At 73.0% G+C, this 392-nt stretch carries 1 protein-coding gene; it reads left to right on the forward strand.

The window, feature by feature from the left end:
- Nucleotides 1-150: 150 nt before the first annotated feature.
- Nucleotides 151-392: phosphoribosyl-ATP diphosphatase (locus tag G3I71_RS49585; protein WP_164325557.1), on the forward strand; the 242-nt coding region annotated here is incomplete at its 3' end.

A 392-nucleotide genomic window follows, 5' to 3' on the forward strand; every position in this document is an offset into this window, starting at 1 on the left:
CGTCGTCCTCTCCGGGTGCGTCGTGTGGTAGCGCGCCCGTGACACGGCCGCCGCGGCCGACGCCGTGGACGAGCGCGTCCCGACCGCCTGAGGTCCGCAGACGTGGACGGCGGCGCGACCCGCGCCGTCGCGCGTCTAGGCTGGTCGGTCGTGAAGACCTTCGACGCGCTGTTCGCCGAGCTGTCCGACAAGGCCACGACCCGCCCCGCGGGCTCGGGCACGGTCGCCGAGCTGGACGCGGGCGTGCACGCCATCGGCAAGAAGATCGTCGAGGAGGCCGCCGAGGTGTGGATGGCCGCCGAGCACGAGTCCGACGAGCGCGCCGCCGAGGAGATCTCCCAGCTGCTGTACCACCTGCAGGTGCTCATGCTCGCCAAGGGCCTGACGCTGCA

The sequence above is a fragment of the Streptomyces sp. SID12501 genome, from assembly GCF_010550245.1.
Taxonomy (GTDB): Bacteria; Actinomycetota; Actinomycetes; order Streptomycetales; family Streptomycetaceae; genus Streptomyces.